Genomic DNA, 18,827 nt, shown 5'->3' on the forward strand with positions numbered 1-18,827 from the left:
TGCCAAGCAAGGCATTTTTCGCGTTAATTGGCGTAAACAAAGCCTGAGAAGAAAATTTTAACATAATTAAGCAATATCAAGCTAATTTTCAATCAATTATAAGCCACTGTGTTAACACCTACAACGCAAAATAAAGAGATGTAGTATGAAAATCACTAAGTTATTTTGTTAAAAATTTATTTCAATTTTTTAAGTTATGAAAAGAGGTGGTAGTTTTTTAAGAATCATTATTGGACTTGGGATAGTGATCTTTGGCGTTGTGAAATTTTGTTCTTCCGCAGAAGAAAATCCATATATCGGCGAAACTCAATATGTAGATCTTAGTGCAGAAGAAGAAATGGCGCTTGGAGAAGAAAGCACCCCTGCGATGATCCAGCAATACGGAGGCTTGCATCCCGATGAAGCTGAACAAAGAAAAATTCGGAAAATAGGACAAAAACTGGTTCAAAATAGCATTGCCAACGCCTCCCCGTATGAATATGAATTCTACCTCCTGGCCGATGCGAAAACCATAAACGCATTTGCACTTCCCGGAGGCCCTGTTTTTATTACTTATGCCCTTTATTCAAAATTAGAGAGTGAAGATCAATTAGCGGGAATACTTGGTCACGAGATAGGGCACGTAATAGGCCGGCACTCCGCCGAACGAATAGCAAAACAGGGATTCACCAATTCAGTAATAACCGGTGTGGCTGTAGGTTCCGGGAGCCAGGAGGCCAGCCAGGCAGCAGCTGTGATCGGGAACCTGGTAAATATGAAATATGGCCGTGGTGATGAATTAGAAAGTGATAACCTGGGAGTAAAAATAATGATCGATGCCGGCTATAATCCGGAAGAGATGTTGGGAGTAATGCAAATTTTAAAAGAATCTGCAGGACCTAACAGCACGCCCGAATTTCAAAGCACCCACCCCGATCCCGAAAATAGGATGGAAAAAATAAGAAAAGCTATAGAACAACATCAATAGATTTAATGAAACATTAGTCGACGATGCTTAGCGAAGGCTAAAATTTGTTTTTATCTTTATAGCCAAAATTTAATTATGTTATGAATAAGAAAGTTTTACTGATGATCCTGGACGGATGGGGAATTACCCAGGACCCTAAAGTCTCTGCAATCGCACAAGCTAATACTCCATTTATGGATTCGGTTATAAAAGATTACCCACATGCAGAATTGCGTACCGACGGGCTGAATGTAGGTTTACCTGAAGGCCAGATGGGAAATAGTGAAGTAGGACATATGAATCTTGGTGCGGGTAGAATTGTATACCAGGACCTGGTTAAAATCAACATGGCGGTAGAGAAAAACACCTTAAAAGACGAACCGGTACTTGAGGAAGCCTTTTCTTATGCCATAAAAAATAAGAGACCTATCCATTTTATGGGACTATTAAGTGATGGCGGGGTTCACTCCCACATCAACCACTTAAAAGGTCTTCTCACTGCAGCAGAAGAATTTGGAGTTAAAGAAAAATACGTACACGCCTTTACCGATGGCCGGGATGTAGACCCGCATTCAGGAAAAGGATTCATAACAGAAATTGAAGAACACCTAAAAAAGACCAACGGGAAACTAGCTTCGGTAATAGGAAGATATTTTGCTATGGACCGTGATAGACGTTGGGAACGGGTGAAAAAAGCTTATGACCTAATTACTAAAGGCGAGGGTTATAAAACCACCAATGCTGCTGAAACTATTGAAAACAGCTACAAAAATAATGTAAGCGATGAGTTTATAGAACCTATAGTTCTTACTAACGAGGCTGGCGAACCGGTAGCTAAGTTAAATGAGAAAGACGTAGTTATTTTTTTCAATTTCAGAACAGATCGCGGGAGACAGCTTACCCAAGCCCTTACACAGGAAGATTTTCCTGAATATAATATGAAAAAAATGCTGTTATACTATGTAACCCTTACTAAGTATGACGATAATTTTCAAGGGATTAATGTTGTTTTCAAAAAAGATAATATCAAATCGACCCTTGGGGAAGTTCTGGAATACACAGGAAAAAAACAGATCAGGATCGCTGAGACTGAGAAATACCCTCACGTTACCTTTTTCTTTTCAGGAGGACGTGAAAAACCCTTTAAGGGAGAGAAAAGAATAATGTGCAATTCTCCAAAAGTGGCTACCTACGACCTGCAACCGGAGATGAGCGCTTATGAGTTAAGAGATAAGATCATTCCGGAGCTCAAGGAACGTTCGGCCGATTTTATCTGCCTGAATTTTGCAAATCCCGATATGGTTGGGCATACAGGAGTATTCGATGCCGCAGTGAAAGCCTGCGAAACCGTAGATTCCTGTGCCAAAGATGTAGCTGAAGCCGCCCGCGAAAATGATTATACGGTAATAATAATAGCAGATCACGGGAATAGCGAAACCATGATTAATGCAGACGGCAGTCCTAATACAGCTCATACCACTAACCCGGTACCGCTCATATTAATGGATAGCGATGTAAAAAAGATCAGAAGTGGTAAACTTGGGGATATTGCCCCTACCATATTAAAACTTATGGGGATAGACCAACCCGATGTAATGACCCAGGACCCTCTAATTTAAGACAATGACAAGTAAAATATTACTAATAATTCTCAGCTTGTTTTTAAGCGGGAATATTTCAGAAGAAGAAACCAAAAAGCAATCAGAAGAGGATGTTCAGGAGCAATATCTTCTTGGGGAATTTCAGCGACAAGAACTGGAACAAAATCCTTATTCATATTGGTTTAACAGCGGATACAGCAACTACCACCCTGAACAAGAACATATGAAGGTTATAAAAGAGAATATCTCAGATTATGAGATAGTCCTTTTTATGGGTACCTGGTGTGCTGATAGCCAGTTGGAAGTTCCCAAGCTCTATAAAATCCTAGACCAGGCCGGTTACGATTATTCCAAACTAACGAATATAGCAGTAGATCCCTATAAGGAAACCCCCAATAATATTGAAGAAGATTACGAGGTCACCCTGGTCCCTACAATTATCTTCTGTAAAGATGGTGTAGAGGTAAACCGATTCGTGGAATTTGCATTAGAGACTTTTGAAGAGGATCTGGCCGATATTGTAAGTCAAAAAGATTACCAGAACCCATATGCCGATTTTTAAAAACAGAAACCCAATTATAGTTTAATCTTTCTAATTTTGTATTATGCCTAAATCCCTTACAATAGCCGTAGATTTTGATGGAACTATTGTAGAGAACAAATATCCTGAAATTGGCAAACCTATGCTTTTTGCTTTCGAATCTTTGCAAAAGCTACAGGAAGAAGGCCATTTGTTAATCCTCTGGACTTACCGGTATGGCGAAAAACTAGAGGAGGCAGTAGAATTCTGCCAAATGCGGGGTATCGAGTTTTATGCCGTAAACAAAAGCTATCCCGAAGAAGATTTCGATGATGGGATAAGCAGAAAAATCCTTGCGGATATCTTTATTGATGACAGAAATATAGGAGGAATGTTAGGTTGGGGAGAAATCTACCAGAAACTTACCAACGGAAACGAAAAACCGCAGAAAAAGAAATACGGTTTTTTAACCGCTTTTAAAAAATAAAAATGATTATACCTAAAACAAAAGAAGAGATAGAATTGCTAAGGGAAAGCGCCCTGATAGTATCAAAAACCCTTGGTATGCTTGCCGCTGAAATAAAACCCGGTGTCACTACCCTTCATTTGGATAAAATGGCCGAAGAATTCATCAGGGATCACGGTGCAGAACCAGGATTTTTGGGAATGTATGATTTCCCAAACTCCCTTTGTATGAGCCCCAACGCCCAGGTAGTCCATGGAATACCAAATGACACTCCTTTACAGGAAGGAGATATTATTTCTATAGATTGTGGAGCACTTAAAAATGAATTCTACGGCGACCACGCATACACTTTTGAGATAGGGGAAGTTTTACCGGAAATAAAAGAACTGCTAAAAGTAACCAAGGAATCCTTATATGTGGGAATAAGAGAATTTAAAGCAGGTAACCGCGTGGGTGATGTTGGCTATGCAATTCAGCAGTATACAGAGAGTCGCGGTTATGGTGTAGTAAGGGAGCTTGTAGGACATGGTCTTGGAAAAAAGATGCACGAAGACCCCGAAATGCCAAATTATGGTAAACGCGGAAGAGGTAAAAAATTCGTAGAAGGAATGGTGGTGGCCATAGAGCCTATGATTAATCTGGGAACCAGAAGAATCAAACAATTGCCGGATGGCTGGACGATTTTGACGGCAGATAACAAACCCAGTGCACATTTTGAACATGATGTGGCCCTGGTGAACGGAAAACCAGAATTGTTATCTACATTTAAATATATTTATGAAGCTTTAGGAATGGAGAGTGATGAGGAAGTCGAATTCAGAGCGCAAGTATATGATTAAAAATTTTAGACAGGAGCGGTGGGAAACCTTACATAAGGAGGAATGGCAGGAGAGATTTGTCTATAAAGTTTCCAATTTTGGACGTTTGATCAGTTTTCTTAGAAATCCTGAGGGGGAACTGGTTAAAGGAGGTAAAATAGGCGGCTACCTCAATTTTTCGGTAAAATTAAAAACCGGCAAATCCAAAAGCTACTATATTCATCGAATAGTAGCCGAATTATTTTTGAAGAAAAAAGAGAACGACAAATATGTTGTCCACAAGAATTTTCAGAAAGACGACAACCGGGCCACTAACCTTGCCTGGATGACCCAGGAAGAATGGGTGCAACATCAATACAACAGCCCCAAGGTTAAGGAAAACAAACACAAAAGAAAATTACGCAAAGTGGTTTCCTATTCGAAGCTCACCTATGCCCAGGCGGTTATTCTTAAAAAGAAATTGCTTGACCCTAACCGAAAAACCCGGATCAGAGTGCTGGCCAAGCAATTTGGAGTTTCTGAAATGCAATTGTACCGCATCAAATCGGGTGAAAACTGGGGAGATATCGAAGTTTGAGAGAAAGACTCAAGCAGAATTGTAAATTAAATGAAGAAAGTTTTTAAGCTAATCCTCAATGCATTACCCAGGCCGCTATTAATTCGTTTTAGTTATCTCGCCAGACCATTTCTGAAGTTAGCGCTACGCGGGAATAAATATACAGATCCCATTGATGGTAGTAGTTTCAATAAATTTCTTCCCTATGGCTACGTAAAGCAGCGGGAGAATGTACTCTCCCCTTCTACCCTTTCCCTGGAACGCCACCGTTTGCTTTGGCTTTATTTAAAAAATGAAACCGACTTCTTTACCCGAAATTTAAAGGTCCTTCATTTCGCCCCGGAACAGGCCTTTTATAAGCGTTTCAGGAAACTAAAGAACCTCGATTACACCACTACAGATCTCAATTCTCCCCTGGCCGATGTAAAAGCTGATATCTGCGATCTGCTATTTTCAGATAACGAATTCGATTTTATCCTCTGTAACCATGTGCTGGAACACATTCCGGATGATACCAAAGCTATGCAGGAGCTCTATCGAATTTTAAAACCCGGCGGCACGGCTATTCTTCAAATCCCACAGGATCTGGATCGCGCAAAAACATTCGAGGATGATTCAATTACCGATAAAAAAGAGCGGGAAAAGATCTTTGGCCAGTATGACCATGTGAGAGTGTATGGGAGAGATTATTTTGATAAACTAAGAAATATCGGTTTCAGAGTAGAAGAAGTTGATTATACCCGTAAGTTATCCTCAGAAGAAATAGATAAATACCGTTTGGCAAAAGGAGAGATTATTCCGGTTTGCTATAAATAATTATTCCCTTAGTGCCTTTTTAAATCCTTCGGAAGCATAGACTTCAGGCTCTCCGTTATTCACATAGATAAAATAGGCATCAACATTATCAAGCTCTTCCAGTAGAACTACAGCCTTTTCAAAACCCATAGCCATGAATGCAGAAGCATAACCATCAGCAAGCGTGCAGTTTTCAGCTAATACCGAAGCGCTTAACAGATCGTTCTTTTCGGCAAGGCCGGTTAGGGGATTAATGGTATGTACAAAGGTATTCCCGGAGGAATCTGTTTTGAATTTCCGGTAATTCCCAGAAGTTGCCATTGCCCTGTCCTTTAGAGCAAGGATAGTTTGAAAGGTTCTCTCTCCTTCGATCTGTTCAGGGTCATCTATAGCCACAATCCAATCAGAATCCTTTTGTTTATTTCTTCCTTTAGCCACAAGCTCACCGCCTAACTCGATAAGATAATCAGAAACATCATTTTCATCAAAATATTCAGCAATAACATCAATGGCATAACCTTTAGCAATAGCATTAAAATCGATATAAATTCCGGGATCTTCCTTTATTATGCGATTATCTTCACTGAGTTGGAGTTTATCAAAACCCACCAGGCGATGAAGAGAGTCAAGAAAAACTTCATTAGGTTGTTCAGGCTTCTTTTCAGGACCAAATCCATACGCATTTACCAGATTGCCGACTGTGGGGTCAAAAAAGCCTTTGCTTTCCTTATAGATCTTCTGTGAAGCTTTAAAGACTTTTACAAAATGTTCATCTACCACAACGTTTGTATCCCCATAGTTAATCCTGGAAATATCTGAGTCATTCTGATAAGTGCTCATGGAAGCATTAATAAAGTTGAATACAGAGTCCAGGGCAAACTCAACTTCTAATTCTTCGTCTGAAAAATATTTGATATTATAAGTAGTTCCTAAGGCACTACCGGAAACATTCTTTGCAGAATTTTCAGGTTGACACGAGAGTAGAAGACTCAGCGAAAGCAATAAAAATAAATGTTTTTTCATGTTCTTAGATTTCCTGCCAGCCTTCATAATTTACCACATAAGCTTCACCATGAGTAACTGGTTTCTCATAATCTAAAGAATTGGCAAGTCCAACGCCAGCGTAAAAGGTACGGGCATTAAACTTTTGTGCATGCTGCTTTATGGTTTCCAAAAACTGAATTTCAAACTCCCGGGGATTATGAGGATATTCTATAGCCCGAACAATTACAAAATGCAGCTTCTTATCTTTAAGAGCAACAAATTGAGGATCTTTTTGAATTTCACTATTCACCCCCAAAAATTCATAGCCCTTCTCCTCAAGGTCTTTACCCACGATATTCATCGCAAGGTTATGCAGTTCCTGGTCATTTAATTTAGCCATAGTGCAAAAATAAAAAAGACCGGCTTCACAGCCGGTCTTTTTTGCTTATTATTTAATTGAAGATTATCCTCCAAAGTCATCGAATCTGATATTCTCATCAGGAATACCGAAGTCTTCTCCCATTTTCTGAACGGCTTTGTTCATCAATGGAGGTCCACAGAAATATAATTCAATTTCTTCAGGCTCTTCGTGTTTGCTCAAATAGTTATCGATAACCACCTGGTGAATGAATCCTACGAATCCATCTCCTTCATCATCGAGATCTTTTTTCACTTTCCAGTTATCTTCTTCCATTGGTTCAGAAAGCGCCAGGAAGAATCTAAAGTTAGGGAAATCTCTTTCCAGGGCTCTAAAGTGTTCAGTATAGAACAATTCTCTTTTCGAACGGCCACCATACCAATAAGTCACTTTTCTACCCGTCTTTAGGGTACGGAAAAGGTGATAAAGGTGAGAACGCATTGGGGCCATTCCGGCTCCACCCCCAACATAAAGCATCTCTGAATCACTTGGGTTGATAAAGAATTCACCATAAGGTCCTGAAATGGTTACCTTATCTCCTTTTTTCCTTGAGAAAATATAAGATGAAGCAATACCTGGATTTACATTCATCCAGCCATCTTTCGCCCTATCCCAGGGTGGAGTGGCAACACGAACGTTAAGCATGATCTCACGACCTTCAGCAGGGTAAGAAGCCATAGAATAAGCTCTTTCCACTGTTTCGGAGTTTTTCATCACAAGAGGCCAAAGCTGGAATTTATCCCATTCTTCCTTAAATTTCTGAGGCTCACCAGGATGCTCATCGGGGTGGGCTGTGATATCCATATCGCTGAATTTCACTTCACATTTAGGGATCTCGATCTGGATATAACCACCGGCCTTATAATTCATATCTTCAGGGATTTCAACAACGAATTCCTTGATAAAAGAGGCTACGTTGTAGTTTCTAACTACAGTACCTTCCCATTTCTTGATTCCGAATACTTCCTCCGGAATCTGGATCTTCATATCTTCTTTTACTTTTACCTGGCAACCAAGGCGCCATCCCTGCGCGATCTCTTTACGTGTAAAATGTGGCTCCTCGGTTGGAAGAATGGCTCCTCCTCCTTCAGAAACAATACATTTACACTGAACACAGGTACCACCACCTCCACAGGCAGATGGTAAAAATAATTTATTATCACCTAAGGTAGAAAGCAAGGTTCCTCCTGAACCTACCTCCATATCTTTTTCTCCGTTGATATTAATTGTAACCGGTCCTGATGGTGCCAGTTTAGCTTTGGCTCCAAGCAAAATGGAAACCAATAACAGGATCAATACTAAAAATACTACTACACTTGCTATTACAACTGTCATAATCCTACTTTTTCGATTATATTTTAATTCCCATAAAACTCATAAAGCCAAGAGCCATTAGACCGGTAATAATAAATGTTATTCCCAGGCCTTTTAACGGAGCCGGTATGTTTGAGTATGCAATTTTCTCACGGATTGCGGCAATTCCAAGAATCGCCAGAAACCAGCCTACACCACTTCCAAACCCATAAGTAATGGCTTCCGTGATGGCGCCAAAGTCCTTTTGCTGCATAAACAACGACCCACCAAGGATGGCACAGTTTACAGCAATAAGAGGAAGAAATATACCCAAAGCACCATAGAGGGCAGGAGCAAATTTCTCAACGATCATTTCTACCAGTTGCACCATAGAGGCGATTACCGCAATAAACATGATAAAGCTCAAAAAGCTAAGGTCTACATCGGCATACTCGGCTCCAAGCCATTGCAGGGCACCGGGTCTTAACAGGTAATTGTCCAGCAAGAAGTTAATAGGTACTGTAATAGAAAGTACAAATATTACAGCAGCACCTAAACCAACAGCTGTTTTAACGGTTTTGGATACCGCCAGGTATGAACACATCCCCAGGAAGTAAGCAAAAACCATATTTTCTATGAAAATACTTCTTACAAATAAGTTTACATATTCCATTATAATTCTTTTTTAACTGTTAGTTGGTTTCTTCAATCAGTTTGCGGTTACGTGCTCGCTGTACCCAAATTATAAGCCCTACCACAATAAGAGCCATTGGAGACAGAAGCATTAATCCGTTGTTTTCGTATCCGAAAGCATACAGGCCAGAAGATTCTGCAAGTGTTGCGCCTTTATGACCCAAAACCTCAAATCCAAATAATTTACCTGAACCTAAAAGTTCGCGGAAAAAAGCTACAATTATGAGGATAAGTCCATAACCGGCAGCATTTCCAACACCATCCAGGAAAGATTTGTACACCCCGTTACCAAGGGCAAAAGCCTCCAGGCGTCCCATTACAATACAGTTAGTAATAATAAGCCCGATAAATACTGAAAGCTGTTTACTTACATCATAAGCATAAGCCTTTAAAATCTGGTCTACCAGAACCACCAGGGAAGCAACAACAACAAGTTGTACAATAATCCTGATTCGGCTTGGAATCATATTACGTAACATAGATATAATCATGTTACTAAATGCCATTACAGCCACAACCGCAATTGCCATTACCACAGCCGGTTCCAACTGCACGGTGATCGCAAGTGCCGAACAAATACCCAATACCTGTACGGTAATAGGGTTATTATCGTCTAACGGATCAGACAACAATTTTCTGTTCCCCTTCGATAGGAAATGTTCCTTCTCTTCTGAATTAGACATGAAGAGAATCATTTCGTTTTTCTTTGCTTCCTTTTCTTCGGAAGTCATTTTCTTCTCGTTAGCCATAATTATTGAATTGCTACTTTAATTTCCTGCTCCTTTTTAAAATAAGGCAGGTAACGTTTAAGTCTTTCAGAAATCATATCTGAAACCCCGTCACCGGTAATAGTGGCTCCTGATATTGCATCTACCTGATTATCGTCTTTATCTGAAGGATCTATATCGCCTTTCACAACAGATACTCCTACAAGATTTCCGCTTTCGTCAAAAATCTTTTCATCGGTAAATCTTTCTTTGAAAAACTCCTTAGTGATCTCGGCTCCAAGTCCCGGAGTTTCTCCAAGGTGGTCAAAAGTGGCGCCGGCAATGGTATTCACATCATCCCGTAAGGCAATATATCCAAAGATCGCATTCCATAAACCGTTACCTCTTAGAGGAACGATGTAGAATTTTTCTCCATCCACTTCGGCGATGTATAAAGGAAAAACCTGATCTGCTGCGGGCTTCTTAAGCTCCTTGGCCAGATCTACCTGGAAAGCATCTATATCCTCATCTTCAGTTCCATCTTCGCGAAGGCTAAGCTCTTCGGTGATGTATTGATCATATAGTTCTTCAGCTCCTGCCCTATCGGTTTCAATACCAATAGTGGCCAGAATACTCTGCATCTTTTCCTGTCTTACGTTTTCTCTTTGCGTAGGCTGCAGGGAAGTTGCGGTAAAAGCTAATACGGTTGCTACTACTACTACCATAATAATAGCGAACATAAAAGTATAGCCGTTACTGTTAGTCTTATTTACTGATTTCTCTTCCATAACTAAACTGCTGTTTTAACCTGCCCGGTGGCAGTTTTAATTCTTTTTCGTCTGCGTTTAATGTTAGCCTGAATTACATAGTGATCTATGGTAGGAGCAAACACATTCATCAACAGAATTGCCAGCATCACCCCTTCAGGATAAGCCGGGTTAAACACCCTGATCATTATCGAGAAGAAACCGATTAGGAATCCGTAGATCCACATTCCCTTCAGGGTTTGTGCAGCAGATACCGGATCGGTAGCCATAAACACAATCCCGAAAGCTAAACCTCCAATTAACAGGTGATTTACCCAATAGAAATTTGTCAACTCATTTCCTGCAACTCCCAGCGAAGGAAGTGCATTAAAAATTAAAGCCATTACTGCGGCTCCTATAAACCCACTCAGAATAATTCTCCAGTTCCCAACCTTTGTTAGAATTAGAAGAAGTGCTCCAGCAAGGATAAACAATGTTGAAGTCTCTGCTACAGATCCAGGGATCACTCCGTAGAACATATCCCACATACTGTGAGACACATCGTCCCCGGCTGCAAGCGAACCAAGAATTGTTTCTCCTGAAACAGCTTCTACATTACTTGCTTCACTAACCCAAACCTTGTTTCCAGACATATAAGTAGGGTATGCAAAGAAAGCGAAGGCCCTAGCCGTTAAGGCAGGGTTCAGGATATTCATCCCTGTGCCTCCAAAGGCTTCTTTTCCTATTAATACTGCAAATACTACTGAAAGAGCCAACATCCAAAGTGGAAGATCAATTGGCATAATCATAGGGATAAGTAAACCGGTTACCAGGTATCCCTCATTAACGTCGTGACCTCTGAAAATCGCAAACGCAAATTCAATTCCGAGTCCCACTGCATAAGACACCACGATCATAGGAACAATCTTCAAGGCGCCGTGCCCAAGTGCATCCCAAAAAGTAAATGCTTCCCCTAATTGACTGTAGTATTGATACCCTGCATTCCACATTCCGAAGAGAAGGGCTGGGATCAAAGCGATAACCACAGTAATCATCACTCTTTTCAAATCGACAGCATCTCTAATATGAGCCCCCTTTTTAGTTGTGTGATTTGGTGTAAACAGGAAAGTATCTATCGCATTTACAGCGGGTGCATACTTCTCATATTTCTTACCCTTACCAAAAGGTTCACTTATTTTATCTAATTTTTGTCTAATCCATTCCATATTTTTCCTGCTTTTTAACCTACTTCAGTAATCATTAGATCCAGGCCTAAACGAATCACGTCCTGAATTTCAATCTTCGAGGTGTTTACATATTCTACCAAAGCGAAATCTTCAGGAGCAACTTCATAAATTCCGAGGTTCTCCATTTTTTCGATATCTCCGGCCATACATGCTTTTATAAGCTGCATCGGGAAAATATCCATTGGCAAAACTTCTTCCATTTCGCCGGTAACTACCAAAGCCCGCTCTTCTCCATTGAGATTAGTGGTAGGCTTGAATTTACGGTTAGGGAACAACCACGAAAGTGAAGTTCTGGAATTTGAATGAATGTTATTATAGGTAAAAGGCAACCAACCAAAAGCTCTGTATTGATTTCCTTCCGGAATTAGCGTCAACTCGTTATCCAGAAAACCAATGTACTGATTATTGGATACCTTGGTTCCCGTCAATACGTTTCCTGAAATAACACGAATATCATCGCTAACCTCTCCTATAAATTCAGAAACATTCGCACCAATTTTTGCACTGTAGTATTTTCGGTCTTTTGCTTCACTACCGGTTACCGCAATGGTTCGGTTTGCTTCGTAACGTCCGGTTAAGAAAAGCTTACCAATTATAGCTACATCCTCAGGATTAAGAGTCCATACTCTTTCTCCCTGGTTTATAGGATCGATCTTATGGATCTGCACTCCAACATTCCCTGCCGGATGCGGCCCGCTTACATTATGAAGCTCAGCACCTTTTATCCCTTTTAGGGAAGCTGCCGAAGAATCGTCTAAAGAAAGATGAACTTTTCCTGAAGTTAGTTTTTGAAGCGCGTTAATTCCTTCCTGGAATTCCGCTTGCTTATCTTTTAGGATGAAGCCCCAGTCTGGAGCCAAAGGAGCAGTACTTACCGCCGAGATAAAAATAGCTTTTGGGCTATCTTTAGGATCAGCTATAATATCATAAGGCCTTTGATTGATAAAAGCACCGCAGCCACTTTCAAGGATTCTGGTTTTGACAGCTTCAGCATCGGCTGAGGAAGCGTCCATTTTTCCAAATTCTTTATAAGCATCTTCGGGATCTGCTTCTATAATTATTTCCATAATGCGGCGTTTATCACCACGCTTAATTTCCTTAAGCATCCCACTAACAGGACTGGTAAAACGCACCTCATCGGTGTATTTTGAGTAGAAAAGCTCGTCACCGGCTAGCAGTTTCGCGCCTTCCTTTACAACCATTTTGGGTACTACGGTATGAAAATCTGGCGGTTTGACGGCATAGGTCTTAGACCTTGGAGCTTTTACCAGCTCTTTTTCCGCCTCCCCTTCTAATCGTAGAGATAATCCTTTTTTAATTCGAATGTCTTTTGACATAGGATGGAGTGTATGTTAAAAAATTTTTTTTAAGTCAGGCAAATTTAGGAATTTTAAACCCACATATCCCAATAAAAACAAGAATTTTACGTCTTTTAATCTGTTAAATTGAAATGTTAAAAAGTTCGGTATGAGAATTGTAATTATCTTTGAATATATTTACTTACAATGAAAATGATCCTCGTCATAATTTCCGTTATTTTTACCTTTTATGGCCTTAAGGCGCAAAATAAAAAGGAAACTCTGCCCCCAAATTATATTTATACCATCCAGTTTGATGGTAGCTCTAACCAAAATGGGAATCCGATATTAAAACAGGGAGAAAAGCTTAGATTGCGGTTTGATGATATCATAGGAGATGAAGCCAATTATTATTACACGATCGAACATTACAATTATGATTGGACCCCTTCTCAACTCTCAAAATCAGAGTATATGGAAGGCTTTGACGACATCAGGATCTTTAACTATAAAAATTCCTATAATACACTGCAGGGCTATTCTCATTATGAATTGGAAATACCCAATTCCAATACCCGCGGCCTGAAAGTTTCCGGGAATTATATGCTGAAGATTTTTAATGCAGAAAAAGAGCTTGTGTTTTCGCGTAAATTTATGGTTTATGAACCTATCGCACAGGTCTCGGTAAACATAAGGCGTTCGCGCGACCTGGCTTTTATTTCAGAGAAGCAAGTAGTGAATTTTTCAGTAGAAACACCCGATCTGATTCTGAAGAATCCCAATGAAACGGTTAAGGTGCTTATTCTCCAGAACCAGAATTTGAAAACTGCGTTAAAAAACATCCAACCCCAATATAACATTGGCAACGAACTAATCTACCGCTACGACCTGGAAACCGCATTCTTTGGAGGGAACGAGTACCTCCAGTTTGACAATAAAGACCTTCGCGCAAGTACGGTAGATATAAGTTACATTGAATTAAACGATCTTTACCATCATCACTTATTTCCAGACAGGGCCAGGGCTACTGAACCTTACACCTATCAACCCGATATTAATGGCGGCTTTGTAGTAAGAAGTCTGCAGGCCCGTGACCCGGAGATCGAAGCTGAATATTCCTGGGTGCATTTCAGGCTTCGGAATTACAGCGCCCTGGACGGTGGGGAAATTCACATCTATGGTAATTTTAATAATTTTGAAACCGATCAGACCACCAAATTAAGTTTGAATAAAGAAACCGATGTATACGAGGGCGCCAGGCTGTTTAAGCAAGGCTTTTACAATTACAAGTATGTACTAAAAAAACCAGATGGGAGTATTGACGAAGGTTTTTTTAGTGGTAACTTCTACGAAACCGAAAATGAATACCAGGTGCTGGTTTACTACCGAAGTCCGGGAGCCCGTTATGATAGGCTTATTGGATTAGGAAGCGCCAACTCCACTAATATCACCAACTAACCAACTCAAGCTTAAATGGAAGAAGAAAGAAACCATTTAAAGTATCGCGGAGAACGCTGTCTTAACTGCGGTCACAAACTTGACAAAAGCGATAAATACTGTCCGGCCTGCGGCCAGCTAAACAGCACAAAAAAACTTGCGCTTGACGATTTTTTTAATGAATTTTTTGCGGGGATTTTCGCTTACGATTCCCGATTTCGGCGCACCATTAAGGCATTACTCTTTAGTCCTGGTAAGATATCGAAAGATTATATTGTAGGAAAACGAATGCGCTATGCCAACCCATTCAGATTCTACCTAAGCGCTTCGATTATATTCTTTATTATCTGGGGATTTATAAATTCCTTTGAAATACAACCTGCTACCACAGATTTTAATTCCGAAGAGATCGAAACTAGTCAGAAAACTATCGATTCTCTTGATATTCCAAGGCCTCAAGTAGGAGGAAGAGAGTTTAAATTAGACTCCCTTATCAGATCGCAGCAGGCAAAAGACAGGGTGACTTACCAGAAGGTTTACAAAGATTGGGCAGCTTTGGACAGCCTGAGCTTAATTGAATCCAGCAGCAACCAATTTAATATTTATTCAAAGTATTACAAACAAACGGGGGTGCTCTCGGCGGAACAGGCTTTAGATAGCCTCCACCATCCTCAAAGCAATTTTAATCACTGGCTCTATAAAAAAGCCACCGACTGGAATATACTAAAAAACAATCCCCAGATATTCCTCAATTATTTTATCAATAAATTGCCGTTTATCATCTTCTTCTACCTTCCGGTTTTTGCCTTTTTCATCTGGCTGCTTTACTTACGTCGACCGTTTAATTATATGGAACATCTAATTTTTACTTTTCATGTGCAAACCACTTTTTTTGTTCTTTATGGTCTTGCAATTCTTATTGATCACATATTCAATACAAACTTAGGAATTACAATTGCAACCTTAATTTTCATCTTTTACCTGTATAAAGCGATGAGAAAGTTTTACGGGCAAAGTCATGTTAAAACCATTGTAAAATTTATGCTGCTCAATATTATATTTTTTACCTTAGCCATTATCGCAGGTGTGGTATCCATAATAGCATCTTTCGCGCTATACTAAGTGACAAATCAGTATGATTCAACAAGTTACAAGAGGTATTAAAATCTCGGTTGAGACCAGTTTTGAAGGTTCTGTTTTCAGAAGCTACAGGAAATTATTTGCCTTTGCTTACCGAATCACTATTGAAAATCAAAGTAACGATTCGGTGCAATTAAAGTCCCGATACTGGAGGATAAAAGATGCTTTAAATAATACCGAAATTGTAAAAGGAGACGGAGTAATTGGCAAAAAGCCCGTAATAAAGCCAGGGGAATCACATTCCTATAGCAGCGGTTGCCTGTTAACCTCACCTTTTGGCGCTATGAGTGGATATTATAAAATGGTTAATTTCACAACTACCAGAAAATTTAAGGTCCAGATTCCTTCTTTTAAACTTAGCGTGCCTTTCGCTTTAAACTAGGAGCTCCAGTTTTTTCTCTGTTATATCAGAAGTTTCCAAATCCCGGTACCAAAAATGTATTTCGGAAGGCCGGGCGACAATCTGGGAGATACTTTGAGTCCTTAAAAACCCCCGATCCATTACCAGATCCTGTTCCTTGTCCCCTGTTCCTGCGTTGTGATGAAAATCCAGAATATTTTCCGGGTTTAGGCTATCTCTGATTTCAGCGAACCACTCCTCCCTTCCTTTCTTAACCTCTTCAGAATATAAAGGAGAAGAAGACCAAATATGTGGTTTTAATTCCAGTTGTTTTATATGTTTAATTTTCTCGTCCCAAACCAATTCAAAAAATTTCAATTCATTTTTCCAGTCGGCCATAATAAGAGTGAAGGCCTCTACCCCGTTAAGATCATATTTTTCTATAGCTGAAAGTCCATCAATAGCTGCAAGAATATCTTTTACAATAATTCCGCGACTCAGGCGATATGGTTCATTTCTCTGATGCGGTTCAAACTCTCCGTTCATTAGGCAAACCACTCTTTTTTGTGTACTGCCTCCTATCCAGGTTCCACCTGCCTTTTTATCCTTAGGCATCAGCAGCGTGGAACCCTCAATTTTTTCAAATTCAGGCGGAAGAGTTTCCCTTACAACAGCTTCATCCCTGTTGGAGGTTAACACAAAGCTTTTTTTGTGTATACTTAAAGGAGCAAGACTGATGGTGCACATAGAATTTTCTTAAAAAATAACCTCAAAATACTAAAATAGTTAAGCTTTCGTGAAGTCGATTTCCTTATTGCCAAAAATCGCGTAATTTTTTTACCTTTAACACCAAGAATTAATAATAAGAAAAACTTAAATATAATATTATGGGAAAAGGATTTTTTCACGTTCCTGTGGCTGTAAATGAGCCAGTAAAATCGTACGAACCGGGATCACCGGAAAGAGAAGAAGTATTACTTACTTACAAAGATCTATATAATACCAAAATGGAGGTGCCATTATATATTGGCGACAAACAAATTAAGACCGGAAACACGGCTACTATGCACCCTCCTCATGATCACAAACATGATCTTGGTGTTTATCATAAGGCAGACAAAAAACACGTTCAACAGGCTATAGATTCAGCTCTCGAAGCCCGTAAAGAGTGGGCAAATTTAGAGTGGGAACAGCGCGCTGCAGTTTTCTTAAAAGCCGCCGATCTTATTGCCGGACCTTACCGAGCCAGGATCAATGCCGCTACAATGATTGGTCAGTCTAAAAATATTTATCAGGCTGAAATCGATGCAGCTTGCGAGCTTTGTGACTTTTTACGTTTCAACGTAGAGTATATGTCACAGATATACGATGAACAACCCGAATCTTCTGAAGGCAACTGGAACAGAGTAGAATACCGTCCTTTAGAAGGATTTGTTTACGCCATCACTCCATTTAACTTTACAGCTATTGCAGGGAATCTGCCTTCAAGTGCAGCCTTAATGGGGAATGTAGCAATCTGGAAACCTAGCGACAGTCAGGTATTTTCAGCACAAATTATTATGGAAGTATTCCGGGAAGCCGGATTACCCGATGGTGTTATCAATATGATCATGGGAGACCCGGTTATGATTACCGATATTCTTTTAGATAGTCCTGATTTTGCCGGAATTCATTTTACCGGTAGTACCACTGTTTTCAAATCATTATGGGGAATGATTGGATCAAGAATAGATAAGTATAAAACCTACCCAAGAATTGTTGGAGAAACAGGTGGAAAAGACTTTATCGTTGCTCACCCAACCGCTAATCCAAAACAGGTGGCAACAGCTATTTCAAGGGGTGCATTTGAATATCAGGGTCAAAAATGTAGCGCTGCATCAAGAGTTTATATCCCAAAAAGCATGTGGGCAGATGTTAAAGACTATGTAGCTGAAGATCTGAGTTCCTTTAAAATGGGATCTCCTGAAGATATGGGCAATTTTATTAACGCTGTAATTCATGAAGGAGCCTTCGATAAATTAGCAGGTTATATAGACCGTGCGAAAAAAGATAAAGATGCTGAAGTTGTAATAGGAGGTGGTTACGATAAATCTAAAGGCTATTTCATTGAACCAACCGTGATACTAACTACAGATCCTAAATACGTAACTATGGAAACCGAACTTTTCGGCCCCATTGTAACGGTATATGTTTATGACGACAAGAACTTCTCTGAGAAGAAATGGGAAGACCTTTTAGAATTAGTTGATAATACCAGTATCTATGGACTTACCGGCGCAGTTATATCTGGCGATCGATATGCTGCAACAAAAGCAACTAAAATGTTGCAGAATGCTGCCGGAAACTTCTATATCAACGATAAACCAACTGGTGCCGTTGTGGGCCAACAACCTTTTGGTGGAGCCCGTGCCAGTGGAACTAATGACAAGGCAGGTTCTAAGCAAAACTTGTTACGATGGATTTCCCCAAGATTAATTAAGGAAACCTTTGTAACTCCTACAGATTACAGATATCCATTTCTTGGAGAATAGTTAATTGTAAGAATTATTCCTACAAAAAGCCGCAGCATTCAAAATGTTGCGGCTTTTTTTGTTTTGTTGGTTTTTTAAGGCTCTAAGTAATAAACCACACCAGGCTTCATCAGGATAAGTCCATTGATTCACAGCAAAATATAACTTTTTATAAGTAAGAAAAGTCTAATATTCCTGCACTTTAGACGATTAATCAACCCGTTCAACGAAAAACAAAATCCTCCTTTAAAAAATTCCTTATATTTAATTGTTAATTGTCTTCGCCCCAATGGTTTAACCAACCATACCTCA

General features: G+C 39.8%; 20 protein-coding genes. 11 read left to right on the forward strand and 9 right to left on the reverse strand.

Annotation, left to right across the window (positions count from 1 at the left end; translation table 11 throughout):
- The first annotated feature begins 196 nt into the window (after positions 1–196).
- The 7 genes from BM266_RS04635 (at position 197) to BM266_RS04665 (ending at position 5,723) form a co-directional block, all read left to right on the forward strand.
- Complete coding sequence (locus BM266_RS04635) at positions 197–967, forward strand: M48 family metalloprotease (RefSeq protein ID WP_093406497.1); 771 nt, start codon at positions 197–199, stop codon at positions 965–967.
- A gap of 80 nt (positions 968–1,047) precedes the next feature.
- Complete coding sequence (gene gpmI / locus BM266_RS04640; protein ID WP_093406500.1) at positions 1,048–2,565, forward strand: 2,3-bisphosphoglycerate-independent phosphoglycerate mutase; 1,518 nt, start codon at positions 1,048–1,050, stop codon at positions 2,563–2,565.
- Positions 2,566–2,569: 4 nt separating this feature from the next.
- Positions 2,570–3,109: a TlpA family protein disulfide reductase gene (locus BM266_RS04645; protein ID WP_093406502.1), complete on the forward strand. Its 540-nt coding sequence runs from the start codon at positions 2,570–2,572 to the stop codon at positions 3,107–3,109.
- Between the two features lie 43 nt (positions 3,110–3,152).
- Positions 3,153–3,554: a BT0820 family HAD-type phosphatase gene (locus BM266_RS04650; RefSeq protein WP_093406505.1), complete on the forward strand. Its 402-nt coding sequence runs from the start codon at positions 3,153–3,155 to the stop codon at positions 3,552–3,554.
- A 2-nt stretch (positions 3,555–3,556) separates the two neighbouring features.
- On the forward strand, positions 3,557–4,372 hold the full coding sequence (map, locus tag BM266_RS04655; protein WP_093406509.1) for a type I methionyl aminopeptidase: 816 nt from the start codon (positions 3,557–3,559) through the stop codon (positions 4,370–4,372).
- Entirely contained in the window at positions 4,365–4,928 is a 564-nt protein-coding gene (locus BM266_RS04660) for an HNH endonuclease (protein WP_093406512.1), read from the forward strand. Before map ends, BM266_RS04660 begins: the two co-directional genes overlap by 8 nt.
- A gap of 30 nt (positions 4,929–4,958) precedes the next feature.
- The gene (locus BM266_RS04665) at positions 4,959–5,723 is read left to right on the forward strand and encodes a class I SAM-dependent methyltransferase (protein ID WP_093406514.1); all 765 of its coding nucleotides are present in this window, start codon (positions 4,959–4,961) and stop codon (positions 5,721–5,723) included.
- On the opposite strand, the gene BM266_RS04670 is transcribed toward BM266_RS04665, so the two are convergent.
- From BM266_RS04670 to BM266_RS04705, 8 genes are all read right to left on the reverse strand, one after another.
- Complete coding sequence (locus BM266_RS04670) at positions 5,724–6,725, reverse strand: FAD:protein FMN transferase (protein ID WP_093406517.1); 1,002 nt, start codon at positions 6,723–6,725, stop codon at positions 5,724–5,726.
- 4 nt (positions 6,726–6,729) lie between these two features.
- Positions 6,730–7,086 carry a Na(+)-translocating NADH-quinone reductase subunit F gene (locus tag BM266_RS04675; protein WP_093406519.1) on the reverse strand — a complete coding sequence of 119 codons (357 nt, stop codon included), beginning with the start codon at positions 7,084–7,086 and terminating at the stop codon, positions 6,730–6,732.
- Between the two features lie 63 nt (positions 7,087–7,149).
- Positions 7,150–8,439 carry an NADH:ubiquinone reductase (Na(+)-transporting) subunit F gene (nqrF, locus tag BM266_RS04680; protein WP_093406522.1) on the reverse strand — a complete coding sequence of 430 codons (1,290 nt, stop codon included), beginning with the start codon at positions 8,437–8,439 and terminating at the stop codon, positions 7,150–7,152.
- A gap of 16 nt (positions 8,440–8,455) precedes the next feature.
- On the reverse strand, positions 8,456–9,070 hold the full coding sequence (gene nqrE, locus BM266_RS04685; protein ID WP_093406524.1) for an NADH:ubiquinone reductase (Na(+)-transporting) subunit E: 615 nt from the start codon (positions 9,068–9,070) through the stop codon (positions 8,456–8,458).
- A gap of 19 nt (positions 9,071–9,089) precedes the next feature.
- Positions 9,090–9,839 (reverse strand): NADH:ubiquinone reductase (Na(+)-transporting) subunit D, encoded by a 750-nt coding sequence (locus BM266_RS04690; protein WP_093406527.1) that lies wholly within the window; start codon positions 9,837–9,839, stop codon positions 9,090–9,092.
- Positions 9,840–9,841: 2 nt separating this feature from the next.
- Positions 9,842–10,585 (reverse strand): Na(+)-translocating NADH-quinone reductase subunit C, encoded by a 744-nt coding sequence (locus BM266_RS04695; protein WP_093406529.1) that lies wholly within the window; start codon positions 10,583–10,585, stop codon positions 9,842–9,844.
- Positions 10,586–10,587: 2 nt separating this feature from the next.
- Positions 10,588–11,769: an NADH:ubiquinone reductase (Na(+)-transporting) subunit B gene (locus BM266_RS04700; protein ID WP_093406532.1), complete on the reverse strand. Its 1,182-nt coding sequence runs from the start codon at positions 11,767–11,769 to the stop codon at positions 10,588–10,590.
- A 14-nt stretch (positions 11,770–11,783) separates the two neighbouring features.
- Positions 11,784–13,127 (reverse strand): Na(+)-translocating NADH-quinone reductase subunit A, encoded by a 1,344-nt coding sequence (locus BM266_RS04705; RefSeq protein ID WP_093406536.1) that lies wholly within the window; start codon positions 13,125–13,127, stop codon positions 11,784–11,786.
- A 168-nt stretch (positions 13,128–13,295) separates the two neighbouring features.
- Here BM266_RS04705 and BM266_RS04710 point away from each other — a divergent pair, with 168 nt between their 5' ends.
- Genes BM266_RS04710 through apaG form a run of 3 tightly spaced genes read left to right on the forward strand, consistent with a single transcriptional unit; the run spans position 13,296 to position 16,047 of the window.
- On the forward strand, positions 13,296–14,546 hold the full coding sequence (locus tag BM266_RS04710) for a type IX secretion system plug protein (protein WP_093406538.1): 1,251 nt from the start codon (positions 13,296–13,298) through the stop codon (positions 14,544–14,546).
- A gap of 15 nt (positions 14,547–14,561) precedes the next feature.
- The gene (locus BM266_RS04715; RefSeq protein WP_093406541.1) at positions 14,562–15,647 is read left to right on the forward strand and encodes a DUF3667 domain-containing protein; all 1,086 of its coding nucleotides are present in this window, start codon (positions 14,562–14,564) and stop codon (positions 15,645–15,647) included.
- Positions 15,648–15,660: 13 nt separating this feature from the next.
- Entirely contained in the window at positions 15,661–16,047 is a 387-nt protein-coding gene (gene apaG / locus BM266_RS04720) for a Co2+/Mg2+ efflux protein ApaG (RefSeq protein WP_093406543.1), read from the forward strand.
- Here apaG and BM266_RS04725 read toward each other — a convergent pair.
- A complete protein-coding gene (locus BM266_RS04725; RefSeq protein WP_093406546.1) occupies positions 16,039–16,752 on the reverse strand; it encodes an NRDE family protein in 714 nt (237 codons plus the stop codon). The genes apaG and BM266_RS04725 overlap by 9 nt on opposite strands.
- 140 nt (positions 16,753–16,892) lie before the next feature.
- Here BM266_RS04725 and pruA point away from each other — a divergent pair, with 140 nt between their 5' ends.
- Positions 16,893–18,536 (forward strand): L-glutamate gamma-semialdehyde dehydrogenase, encoded by a 1,644-nt coding sequence (gene pruA / locus BM266_RS04730; protein ID WP_093406548.1) that lies wholly within the window; start codon positions 16,893–16,895, stop codon positions 18,534–18,536.
- Positions 18,537–18,827: the final 291 nt, after the last annotated feature.

The sequence above is a fragment of the Salegentibacter flavus genome (assembly GCF_900115145.1).
Taxonomy (GTDB): Bacteria; Bacteroidota; Bacteroidia; order Flavobacteriales; family Flavobacteriaceae; genus Salegentibacter; species Salegentibacter flavus.

Coding starts and splice junctions, on each gene's coding strand:
- apaG (WP_093406543.1), top strand. CDS start 15,661: ATGATTCAACAAGTTACAAGAGGTATTAAAATCTCGGTTGAGACCAGT.
- BM266_RS04660 (WP_093406512.1), top strand. CDS start 4,365: ATGATTAAAAATTTTAGACAGGAGCGGTGGGAAACCTTACATAAGGAG.
- BM266_RS04700 (WP_093406532.1), bottom strand. CDS start 11,769: ATGGAATGGATTAGACAAAAATTAGATAAAATAAGTGAACCTTTTGGT.
- BM266_RS04665 (WP_093406514.1), top strand. CDS start 4,959: ATGAAGAAAGTTTTTAAGCTAATCCTCAATGCATTACCCAGGCCGCTA.
- pruA (WP_093406548.1), top strand. CDS start 16,893: ATGGGAAAAGGATTTTTTCACGTTCCTGTGGCTGTAAATGAGCCAGTA.
- BM266_RS04705 (WP_093406536.1), bottom strand. CDS start 13,127: ATGTCAAAAGACATTCGAATTAAAAAAGGATTATCTCTACGATTAGAA.
- BM266_RS04715 (WP_093406541.1), top strand. CDS start 14,562: ATGGAAGAAGAAAGAAACCATTTAAAGTATCGCGGAGAACGCTGTCTT.
- BM266_RS04690 (WP_093406527.1), bottom strand. CDS start 9,839: ATGGCTAACGAGAAGAAAATGACTTCCGAAGAAAAGGAAGCAAAGAAA.
- gpmI (WP_093406500.1), top strand. CDS start 1,048: ATGAATAAGAAAGTTTTACTGATGATCCTGGACGGATGGGGAATTACC.
- nqrE (WP_093406524.1), bottom strand. CDS start 9,070: ATGGAATATGTAAACTTATTTGTAAGAAGTATTTTCATAGAAAATATG.
- BM266_RS04670 (WP_093406517.1), bottom strand. CDS start 6,725: ATGAAAAAACATTTATTTTTATTGCTTTCGCTGAGTCTTCTACTCTCG.
- BM266_RS04675 (WP_093406519.1), bottom strand. CDS start 7,086: ATGGCTAAATTAAATGACCAGGAACTGCATAACCTTGCGATGAATATC.
- map (WP_093406509.1), top strand. CDS start 3,557: ATGATTATACCTAAAACAAAAGAAGAGATAGAATTGCTAAGGGAAAGC.
- nqrF (WP_093406522.1), bottom strand. CDS start 8,439: ATGACAGTTGTAATAGCAAGTGTAGTAGTATTTTTAGTATTGATCCTG.
- BM266_RS04710 (WP_093406538.1), top strand. CDS start 13,296: ATGAAAATGATCCTCGTCATAATTTCCGTTATTTTTACCTTTTATGGC.
- BM266_RS04725 (WP_093406546.1), bottom strand. CDS start 16,752: ATGTGCACCATCAGTCTTGCTCCTTTAAGTATACACAAAAAAAGCTTT.
- BM266_RS04645 (WP_093406502.1), top strand. CDS start 2,570: ATGACAAGTAAAATATTACTAATAATTCTCAGCTTGTTTTTAAGCGGG.
- BM266_RS04695 (WP_093406529.1), bottom strand. CDS start 10,585: ATGGAAGAGAAATCAGTAAATAAGACTAACAGTAACGGCTATACTTTT.
- BM266_RS04635 (WP_093406497.1), top strand. CDS start 197: ATGAAAAGAGGTGGTAGTTTTTTAAGAATCATTATTGGACTTGGGATA.
- BM266_RS04650 (WP_093406505.1), top strand. CDS start 3,153: ATGCCTAAATCCCTTACAATAGCCGTAGATTTTGATGGAACTATTGTA.